The sequence below is a fragment of the Butyricicoccus sp. AM78-15b2TA genome (assembly GCF_027665985.1).
Taxonomy (GTDB): Bacteria; Bacillota; Clostridia; order Oscillospirales; family Butyricicoccaceae; genus Agathobaculum; species Agathobaculum butyriciproducens.
In genome coordinates this window covers 52,531-61,887 of sequence record NZ_JAQEHY010000012.1, presented here as the reverse complement: position 1 = coordinate 61,887, position 9,357 = coordinate 52,531, and the positions used below count along the sequence as shown (strand labels likewise).

General features: G+C 56.7%; 8 protein-coding genes. 6 read left to right on the top strand and 2 right to left on the bottom strand.

The features are described 5' to 3' along the window. Window positions 1-100 precede the first annotated feature (100 nt). From PGS25_RS11365 to PGS25_RS11355, 3 genes are read left to right on the top strand one after another with little or no spacing between them, the layout of a single operon-like run. Entirely contained in the window at window positions 101-823 is a 723-nt protein-coding gene (locus PGS25_RS11365) for a LytR/AlgR family response regulator transcription factor (protein WP_270418752.1), read from the top strand. Beyond that, on the top strand, window positions 820-2,499 hold the full coding sequence (locus PGS25_RS11360; RefSeq protein ID WP_270418750.1) for a hypothetical protein: 1,680 nt from the start codon (window positions 820-822) through the stop codon (window positions 2,497-2,499). Before PGS25_RS11365 ends, PGS25_RS11360 begins: the two co-directional genes overlap by 4 nt. Continuing rightward, a complete protein-coding gene (locus tag PGS25_RS11355) occupies window positions 2,496-4,412 on the top strand; it encodes a sensor histidine kinase (RefSeq protein ID WP_270418748.1) in 1,917 nt (638 codons plus the stop codon). Before PGS25_RS11360 ends, PGS25_RS11355 begins: the two co-directional genes overlap by 4 nt. 124 nt (window positions 4,413-4,536) lie before the next feature. On the opposite strand, the gene PGS25_RS11350 is transcribed toward PGS25_RS11355, so the two are convergent. Next, entirely contained in the window at window positions 4,537-5,058 is a 522-nt protein-coding gene (locus PGS25_RS11350) for a tetratricopeptide repeat protein (protein ID WP_270418746.1), read from the bottom strand. 14 nt (window positions 5,059-5,072) lie between these two features. Next, the gene (locus PGS25_RS11345; RefSeq protein WP_270418744.1) at window positions 5,073-5,285 is read right to left on the bottom strand and encodes a hypothetical protein; all 213 of its coding nucleotides are present in this window, start codon (window positions 5,283-5,285) and stop codon (window positions 5,073-5,075) included. A gap of 433 nt (window positions 5,286-5,718) precedes the next feature. Between PGS25_RS11345 and PGS25_RS11340 the strand changes: the two genes are divergently transcribed. The 3 genes from PGS25_RS11340 to PGS25_RS11330 all read left to right on the top strand — a co-directional run bounded on the left by PGS25_RS11340 (window position 5,719) and on the right by PGS25_RS11330 (window position 9,230). Beyond that, a complete protein-coding gene (locus PGS25_RS11340; protein WP_270418743.1) occupies window positions 5,719-7,212 on the top strand; it encodes a sugar ABC transporter ATP-binding protein in 1,494 nt (497 codons plus the stop codon). 15 nt (window positions 7,213-7,227) lie between these two features. After that, window positions 7,228-8,172, top strand: a complete 945-nt coding sequence (locus PGS25_RS11335; RefSeq protein ID WP_118360888.1) for an ABC transporter permease — start codon at window positions 7,228-7,230, stop codon at window positions 8,170-8,172. Window positions 8,173-8,264: 92 nt separating this feature from the next. Beyond that, a complete protein-coding gene (locus PGS25_RS11330) occupies window positions 8,265-9,230 on the top strand; it encodes a sugar ABC transporter substrate-binding protein (protein ID WP_270418742.1) in 966 nt (321 codons plus the stop codon). Window positions 9,231-9,357: the final 127 nt, after the last annotated feature.

Below are 9,357 nucleotides of genomic sequence, written 5' to 3'. Positions count from 1 at the left end.
CGATTTTACCGAACGGCTGCTTTTAGCGACCAAACGGTTGCTCGACCGCGTTGTTTTTGTGCTATAATGAAACTGGAATAGTTTATTCAGGAGGCGTTGTATGCTGCGTATCGCAATTATAGATGATCTGTCCGCCGACCGCGCGGTTCTGCGGGAGGCGCTCGAGCGGGAGCTTGCACCGCGCAGCGCTGCGTTCACCATCGAGGAGTTTGCCTCCGGCGAGGAATTTACCGCCGCGTTCGTGCCCAGACGGTATGACGCCGCATTTATTGATATTTACATGGGCGAGGTCAGCGGCATGGAGGTCGCGCGGCTGCTGTATCACCGCGACCCGGCTTGCCGGATTATTTTCCTTACCACCAGCCAGGAATTTATGTTGGAAAGCTATGCGGTGCGCGCCACCTACTATTTGGTTAAGCCCTTTGCCGAGGAGCGCCTGCGGCAGGCGTTGGATTTCTGCTTTCCTGCGCCCGATCCGTCTGATCTTTTGACTGTACCCACCAAAAGCGGCGTGCAGATGCTTTCCCGGCGGGAGATTGTGTGCATCGAGTCGATCGCACGGCATGGCGTGGTGCGCCTGTGTGAGTACAGTATTGAGAGTGCAGCGACCTTTGCCGAACTGACCGCGCCGCTGGAGACGGACAACCGTTTTCTCGGCATCGGGCGCGGTATTTTAATCCAACTCGGGCATGTAGCCGCGCAGGAGGGCAGTGATTTTATTATGGATAACGGACTTCGTCTGCCGATTGCGCGGCGCTGCCGCAGCGAGGTGCTGCGCAGCTTTCAGGCGTTTGCCCTGCGGGAAATGGAGAGGGGATTATGAGAGCATATGCGAAGCTGATTTTGCCGCTGCTGTGCGCGGCAGCGTGTACCGGCGCGGCATTGGCGGGCGAACTGCCGGATCTGCCGGAGCACGGCGCGGAGCAGCCGCCTGCCATTGCGGAAAATCAGCCTGCCGATACGGAAACCATCGAGGAAACGCCGGAAGTATCGGATGAAAATGAGGAAAACGGCGCGATTCAGCCGGCAGAACCCGATATGGACAGCGGCTTTTGGATCGAGCCCGAACCGGAACCCGAACCGCCCGAATCCACGCCCGAACCGGAACCGGAAACCATCGTGCTGACGCGCTTCGACACACAGGTGAATGTTGACGTAGCCGCGATTGCCTGCGGAGATGCGGACGCGCTGCACGCCTTTTTCCGTGATGCGAGAGACGGCTTGTGCGGCTATGATGCGGATGGCACACCCTATGACTTTTTCACCGGAGCGTGGGAGCTGTCGGCGGTCGATTGGAATACGCCCGGCGTGTATGATGCTGTGGCGCCGCTGCTTTTGGTCGATGGGGAGGACAGAGCGTGCTTTTCGCTTGCCGAGGGCGTGGAAGCGCCGATGATTCGCTGTCGCGTGAGCGTACAGCAGACCGGAAAGCCGGAGATCGGTGAGTTCATCACGGCACGCGGTCAGATGATTTTTCCGTGGGTGCTGACCGAGGAGCAAAAGGCGCAGCGCGACCGGTTCACGGTATGGCTTAAGCAGGAAAACGGTGCATGGGAGGCGCTGACGCGCGGGATTTTGGTCGGGACGGACGCGCTGAAACTCTATCCGCAGACCTGCGGACTGACATCGGGAACGACCTGTGCATTGCAGGTGGAATATCCCGGAGGGCAGACCGGCATTCTGACCTTTACATACGACGTCGCTCCGCTCAAGCACGGCTACAGTGCGGGCAGCCGCGACGGCGGCGGTGAGGATACCTATCTGCCGGATATTATTCAGCCATCGCCCGGCGGCTCACATTCGGGCGGCTCGCACCATCGACCGAGTACCTCCGAACCGGCAGCAGGCGAGCCGGAAACGCCGTCCGAAGATGCCGCTCAAGCACCCGAGCCTGACCTGCCCGCAGACGATGAATCGGAGACGCCCGCAGCACCGGAGAAGCCGGAAACGGCAGTCCCCACCGTTCCTTTCATTGCTGCGCCGTCAAGGCTTGAGGACGAGGCAACGATACCGACGCCGCCGGTGCTGCGCGGTCAGACTGAGAGCCGACAGCCGGTGCAGCGGCAGCCCGCTGGCGCGCCGTCCGGCGAAGTCAAGCAGCCGGTTGCGGCGGAGCCGTCTGCGCCTGTCCTTGAGCAGGACACCGCAGACGGTGCGGTGCTTTCCGGTACGCGCCTGCTGGCGCTGATCGAGCTGGACGAGCCGTTGACGCTGAATAAAAACGGTATTGCCTTTTCGCTTCCGGTCGATACGCTGCGGGCGCTGGAGCTGACCGATGCAGATACTCTTGCGGTTACGCTCACTCGATCGGCAGAGGGCAGAGCACAGGTGGAACTGCGGCTGAACGGAGAGAAGATCGACCTGCCGGACGGTATGACGCTGACGACCGATGAGGCAGAAGCACCTGCCGAACCGGAACAGAAGCTGCCGTTTGCAGCTGCAGGCGCGGCCGTGCTGGCGGCAGTTTTCGGTCTGATGTGGTGGAGGAAACACCTGTGAGCCGGTTCTTTCGCCGTTTGCTGACGGCTTTGCTGGTATTTACGGCGGCATCTGCGTTCTGCCTGCTGTTGTACCACTATGACAACAAATATACGCAGTCTGCGCCGCAGGCAATCGCCGGAACGCTGTTCGTTTCTGAGGACGATTTGGAGGCGTATCCGGTGCGCAGCCTGTGGAACGGCTGGAATTTCTATCCCGATGTGCTGCTCTCCCCGAAAACCTGCGAAAACCGCGATAAAAGCACTGTTCGTTCCGTGCAGATTGGCGCATACAGCAATTTTGCTTTCGGCAGCACGGAACGGGCGCCGCATGGCTGCGGCACCTATATGCTGACGCTGCTGCTGCCCGAAACGCCGCGGCAGTATTTGATCGAGCTGCCCGAGATCTTTTCCGCTTACCGGTTGTATATTGATGACGAACTGGTGCTCTCCGCGGGCGAGACGAACGACGAGCAGTACCGCTCGCGGCTGCAAAACCGTGCGGTCAGCTTTGAGGGCAGCGGCACGGTGCGCCTGCTGCTGGCGGTGCGAGATGAAAGCTGGATATACAGCGGTATGACCTATCCGCCGGCGTTCGGTACAGCGCTGGGCGTGAATACCCAGCGTGCGGTGCGCGTGTGCATCTCCGCCGCTATGCTGACACTTATGCTGCTGTTTGCGTCCTTTGCGCTGTGGCTGTGTCTCGGCTCCATGCGGTGCCCGCCCAATTCACGGCTGTTTCTGCTGCTGAGTCTGAGCGCGGCAGTGCTGCTGTCCGGTCCGGTCGTTCATGCGCTGAAGGCGCTGCCGGTGCAGCCTTGGTACACCATCGAGCTGGTCAGCGGCTACCTGACCACGCTGCTGATCGTTCTGCTGCATGGACGTATTTGTGCGCTGCCGAATGCCGTGCGCAAGGCGGCGGTTCTGGTCTGCGCCGGCATATGTGGTGCGGCGCTGCTGTGCGGTGCGTGTGCCGCGCACCTGTCCGAATGGAGTATCCGCGCATTTTCCGATCTGACGGTGCTGTTTCGGCTGGCGGTGACAGTCTATCTGCTCGGCTCGGCCCTCTATGCGGCGCGCCGACGGGAATGGCACGCCGGAGCGCTGTTCTGCGCGGATATTTTCTACGGCACGCTGTTTTTGTGGGACTGCCTGCTGCCTGCCTACGAGCCGATTCTCGGCAAATGGTTTTATGAATGGGGTTGTCTGCTGTTGGTGTGCGTGCTGGGCGCGGTGTTCTGGCAGGATATCACACAGGGCTACCGACGCAGCCTGACCTTTACGGAGGAGCAGCGGCAGATGGCGCGGCAGCTTGCCATGCAGAAGGCGCATTTTGCGCAGATTTCGGAGAAGATGGAGGAAAGCCGCCGCCAGCGGCACGATTTCCGACAGCATCTGCGCACGATTGCGGGTATGGCGGGCGATCCGGAGGCGCAGCTCGCGTATATCAGCCGCATTACTGCGCTGTCCGAAGCGACCCGACCGGAAAGCTACTGCCACGATCCGGCGGTGGATGCGATGCTGTACTATTATGTCAGCTCTGCGCGGCGCACAGGAATTCGGGTGTCGATTCGCGCCGAGCTGTCCGAGGATACCGCTGCGTTCAGCGTGCAGTTCTGCACCATACTGGGGAATCTGCTGGAAAATGCACTGGAGGCGTGCTGGAGACTGCCCGAAAGCACGGAAAAGTCCATCTGCCTGCACATGAAGCAGCAGTTTCGGCGGCTGTATGTGGTGCTCGAAAACAGCTATGACGGCGAGGTGAACCGGCGCGGCAGTGCGTTCCTTTCGCGCAAGCATACGGGCAGCGGAATCGGAACCGCCTCGGTGCGCGAGCTGACTCGCCGTCTTGGCGGAACGGTGGAGTTCGAGCCGCAGGAAAGCATATTCCGCGTGGTGCTCATCCTGCCGGAACGTGCGGATGAAGAAGAATAACGAGGAAAATACCTGCTTGGACGTAGCCCCATGTCCTATTTGTGAAACAGAACAAGAACCCGATACCGTGCTTTACACCGTATCGGGTTCTTGTCATCTTCGTTATTCGCTGCGGCTCTCGGACTTACTCCTCGTTTTTCGGCTTTTTCTTCTTCGAGGCAGTCTGCGTGCGCAGATATTGATATGCCCACTGGCTGAAATACGGCGTTGCATTGAACAGATAGGTCGAGTTCAAATACGCGTCTACCAGTTCTTCAATGGTGCCCGGCCGATAGCCGTACATTCCCTGTTCCATACGCAGGCTGTACCCATCGTGCTTCGCCTCCAGACGCATGAACTTCTTTGTGTCTCGGTTTACTTTAGCAAGGCGGTTCAAATAGTCTTTCGCCTTGTCGAACTGGTTCTGCTTGTAGTACAGAATGGCCAGCGGAAGCAGCATCTGCGTTTCCTCATATCCGCCGTACTTTTTGTGCAGCGCCAGTGCGTGCATTTCGTCCTCGGTATAGGCGTACAGGTGCATCAGCTGATAACGAACGCCGAGGCTATCACCCTCGGACAGCTTCAGAAGGCGTTCTCCCTCGTTGATTGCGCAGCGCATCATGCCGCACTCGATCAATGTTTGAAAATAGGTATAGCAGACCCGCATATACGGTCTGGTTTCTATAGCTCGCCAGAATTCGCCGCCTCCGCCAGTTCCAGATAATCGGATGCGTCTTCCGGCTCGGTCTGTTTCGGCTGCAACTGGCTGTTGTGCTGCGACATAAAGGCCATCGCCAGACGATGCATGCTGTCCTCATCGGTGATTTCGTCCTCATGCTCGCGCAGGAACTGCTGAAGCTCTCTTATCGTCTTTTCTGTATCTCTGCTGCGCATAAGCGGCACCTCATCTTTTCATTTTGCCGTTGGGTTCACTGTTTCTGCATCGAAACGGTGAAAACAGGTTATCCGCATAGCGGCTTTCCACACTGCCGTGATGTATAAGCTCTACTCAGATGAGCGGTTTCTCACTCCGATGGAAATCTTCACTATAATTGAACAAGAGTGCTTTAATTGTGCGGTGTTTCCCAAGGTCTCTGCACAGGAAATGCACTGTGCAGGGACCTGCTGCTCTGCGTGCATTTGAATCTGTGCACGCAAAAGATATTGTCAATCTGCACAATTTGAAATGCAGTGTTTTAAGCGAAGTGCCGTATTTGTAAAAAAACTAAAAATTATCACCCCTAATGTGAAGATTGTGTGTTTTCTAATTTCGGCGGCTTTGATAAAATTATCACAAAGAAATGACACATGAGGAGGGAAGAGCAGCATGGAGTATGTACTGGAAATGAAAGATATTAGCAAGTCTTTCCCGGGCGTAAAGGCGCTTGATCATGTGCAGCTTCAAGTGAAGCCGGGCGAGGTTCACGCGCTGATGGGCGAGAACGGTGCCGGTAAATCCACCCTGATGAAAATTCTGATGGGCATTTACACCAAGGACGAGGGCGGCGAGATCATCTTCAACGGTCAGCCGTATCACGTTTCTAACCCGAAGGAAGCCATGGACCATGGTGTTGCCATGATCCATCAGGAGCTGAACCCGATTCTGGATATGTCCGTGTATGAAAATATCTTCGTCGGACGCGAGCTCCGCAAAAACGGTCTGGTCGATGCAAAGGCAGAGATCGCAGAAGCGGAAAAGCTCATCAAGGAGTGCGGTCTGCACGTTTCCCCGAAGGAAAAGCTGCGCAACCTCACCGTTGCACAGTGCCAACTGATCGAGATTATCAAGGCGATCTCCATCAACGCCAAGGTCATTGTCATGGACGAGCCGACCGCCGCTATCACCGACCGTGAGGTTGAGCTGCTGTTCGAGCATATCCGCAGCCTGACGGCAAAGGGCGTTGCGATCATCTACATTTCGCACCGCATGGACGAGATCTTCTCCATCTGCGACCGCGTCAGCGTTTACCGCGATGGTCAGTACATTGGCTCGGGCGATACTAAGGATTTGGACGAGTCGCAGCTCATCAAGATGATGGTCGGCCGCGAAATCACCGATGTATTCCCCAAGCTGGATGCGGAGATCGGCGATGTGATCTTTGAGGCAAAGAACATCGTTCGCGCCGACAACAAGGTAAAGGGTGTCAGCCTTTCGGTTCGCCGCGGCGAGATTCTCGGCATCGGCGGCCTGGTAGGCGCAGGTCGAAGCGAACTGGTGGAAGGCATCTTCGGTATGCACGAGCTGTCGCAGGGTGAGATTTTTGTCAAGGGCAAAAAAATCAAGGTCCACTCTCCGAAGGATATCATCAAGGAGGGCGTGGCCCTCATCACCGAGGACCGTAAGGTCACCGGTTTGAACCTCAGCGGTTCGGTAAACGACAATATCGCCATGGTAGCGATCAAGAAGCTGCTCAGCCATGGTCTTTATAACAAGGGCAAGGCACGCGCCGCTTCCATGGAGTACATCAAAAAGCTGAATATCAAAACTCCTTCCGGCGACCAGATCGCGGGCAACCTGTCCGGCGGCAACCAGCAGAAGATTGTTATCGCCAAGTGGCTGCTGAACGATCCGGACGTCATCATTCTCGATGAGCCGACCCGAGGCATTGACGTCGGCGCTAAGCGCGATATTTATCTGCTGCTCGGCAAGCTGGTGCAGCAGGGCAAGGCGGTTATCATGATTTCGTCCGAGATCCCCGAACTGATGGGCGTCTGCGACCGCATCATGGTAATGTGCGAAGGCAATCTCTCCGGCGAGGTGAAGCGCAACGAGTTCTCGCAGGAACGCATCATGACGCTGGCATCCGCGCTTGAAGTATAAAGGAAGGGGAACAACATGAAACAGAAAAATCTTAAAGGACTGATCAGTGAATACTTCATCTTCCTGATCTTTATCGTACTGGTCGTTGCGCTGACCATTCTGAAGCCCAGCTTCATCAGCCCGAACAACCTCGTCAACATCCTCAAGCAGGCTTCCATCAACGGCATTCTGGCGTTCGGCATGATGTTCGTCATTATTGCGGGCGGATTTGATATGTCGGTCGGTTCTACCGTAGCATTCACCGGCATTCTGGCAGCGCTGCTCGGCAAGGGTGATCTGCCGCTGATCGTGCCGCTGGTCGTTGCGATGCTGGCCGGTCTGGCAGTCGGCATGGTAAACGGTATCGGCGTTGCCATCGGCGATTTGCCCCCGTTTATTATGACACTCGGCTCGATGACGGCTGTGCGTGGTCTGGCGCTGCTGACCTCCAACGGCAAGCCGATCACCGGCATCAGCAAGGGCTACAAGGCGGTCGCTGCATCTTCTATCGCAGGCATTCCAATGCTGTCCATCTTTCTTGTAATCGTTATCATCATCTGTGCATTTGTTTTATCTAAAACGGTTTACGGACGACGTGTTTACGCTTGCGGCGGCAATCTGCAGGCAGCCCGCGTTTCCGGCATCAACACCACCGCGATCCGCATCTCCACATTTGCTATTGCAGGCCTGCTGGCTGGTCTGTGCGGCTTCCTGATGACCTCCCGCGTTACCATCGGCCAGCCGACCGCAGCCGAGAGCTACGAGATGGACGCCATCACCGCGTGCGTAGTCGGCGGTGTATCCATGACCGGCGGCGTAGGCAAGCCGTGGGGCGTTGTCATCGGCTGTCTGCTGATCACAGTTATCGCAAACGGTCTGGATATTATGGGCGTATCGTCCCACTGGCAGAAGATCGTCAAGGGCGTTATCATCGTGGTAGCCGTTCTGATCGACGTAAAGGGCAAGACCAAGAAAAACTGATTTCCATTGTTGACTGTGAGGACCGCTGGAGCGTGCGAACGCTCCTCTCTCCTCCTATCATAACCACAACTTCTCTAAGGAGGAAAAAGAAAATGAAAAAGAGACTTCTCGCTATGCTGCTTACCGGTGCCATGACTCTGAGTCTGGCTGCCTGCGGCGGTACTTCCACCGGTTCTGATGCAGGAACCGATTCCGGTGCTGATTCCGGCAGCGATTCCTACAAGATCGCCCTCATCCAGCAGCACCAGACCAACGCATTCCAGATTGCCGTATCCGAGGCTGCTGAGGCCAAGGCTGACGAGCTGGGCGTTGACCTGACCATTCTGAGTGCCGATCAGGACGCCGCTACCCAGATCAGCCAGATTGAGCAGTGCGTATCCGAGGGCTATGACGCCATCCTGTTCGAGCCTGTTGATCCGGACGGCCTCGCGGATGCTGCAAAGTCTGCAGCTGATGCCGGCGTTGTTATGATCAACATCATCTCTGCCTGCACCGACTGGCAGAACAACGGCATCTCCGCTGTTTCCTACGGCAACAACGTAAAGGCCGGCGAAACCGAGATGGAGCAGGTTGCAAAGCTCCTCGGCGGCAAGGGCAACATCGCTATCCTGACCGGCCCGTCCGGCGACGCAGGCGGTCTGCAGCGCATGGAAGGCTACGAGAACATTCTGAAGAACTACCCCGAGATCAAGCAGGTCGTTGCTCCGGCTGACTGCCAGTGGGATACCGCAAGCGCACAGTCCACTGTTGAGAGCTGGCTGTCCGCTTACGATCTGGATGCTATCGTTTGTGAGAACGACGGTATGGCAGTAGGCGCCGGCAACGCAGCAGGTGCAAACTCCGGCATCGTTATCACAGGCGTTGACGGCACGCCGGACGGCTTTGAGGCTATTCAGGACGGCCGCATCACCGGTACCGTTTCTCAGAACGGCGGCGCTATGGCTGCAAACGGCATCGAGGCTGCTGTTAAGCTGCTCAAGGGTGAAACCCTCGATACCACCGAGATCGTAACCGACAACACCTGGATCGACTCCAGCAACGTTAAGGATTACGAGTAATTTCTTGAAAATACTTTGCAAATCCTTGCAAACAGTGTTATTATGAATAAGAAAAAGGGAAAACGGTTACGTTTTCCCTTTTTCCTATCAACAAGCAAAATCTGTTTTCCTAAAATTACCTTCAAAG

Excerpts from the sequence above, each read along its gene's own strand:
- PGS25_RS11330 (WP_270418742.1), top strand. The coding sequence starts at position 8,265 with ATGAAAAAGAGACTTCTCGCTATGCTGCTTACCGGTGCCATGACTCTG.
- PGS25_RS11350 (WP_270418746.1), bottom strand. The coding sequence starts at position 5,058 with ATGCGGGTCTGCTATACCTATTTTCAAACATTGATCGAGTGCGGCATG.
- PGS25_RS11340 (WP_270418743.1), top strand. The coding sequence starts at position 5,719 with ATGGAGTATGTACTGGAAATGAAAGATATTAGCAAGTCTTTCCCGGGC.
- PGS25_RS11360 (WP_270418750.1), top strand. The coding sequence starts at position 820 with ATGAGAGCATATGCGAAGCTGATTTTGCCGCTGCTGTGCGCGGCAGCG.
- PGS25_RS11365 (WP_270418752.1), top strand. The coding sequence starts at position 101 with ATGCTGCGTATCGCAATTATAGATGATCTGTCCGCCGACCGCGCGGTT.
- PGS25_RS11345 (WP_270418744.1), bottom strand. The coding sequence starts at position 5,285 with ATGCGCAGCAGAGATACAGAAAAGACGATAAGAGAGCTTCAGCAGTTC.
- PGS25_RS11335 (WP_118360888.1), top strand. The coding sequence starts at position 7,228 with ATGAAACAGAAAAATCTTAAAGGACTGATCAGTGAATACTTCATCTTC.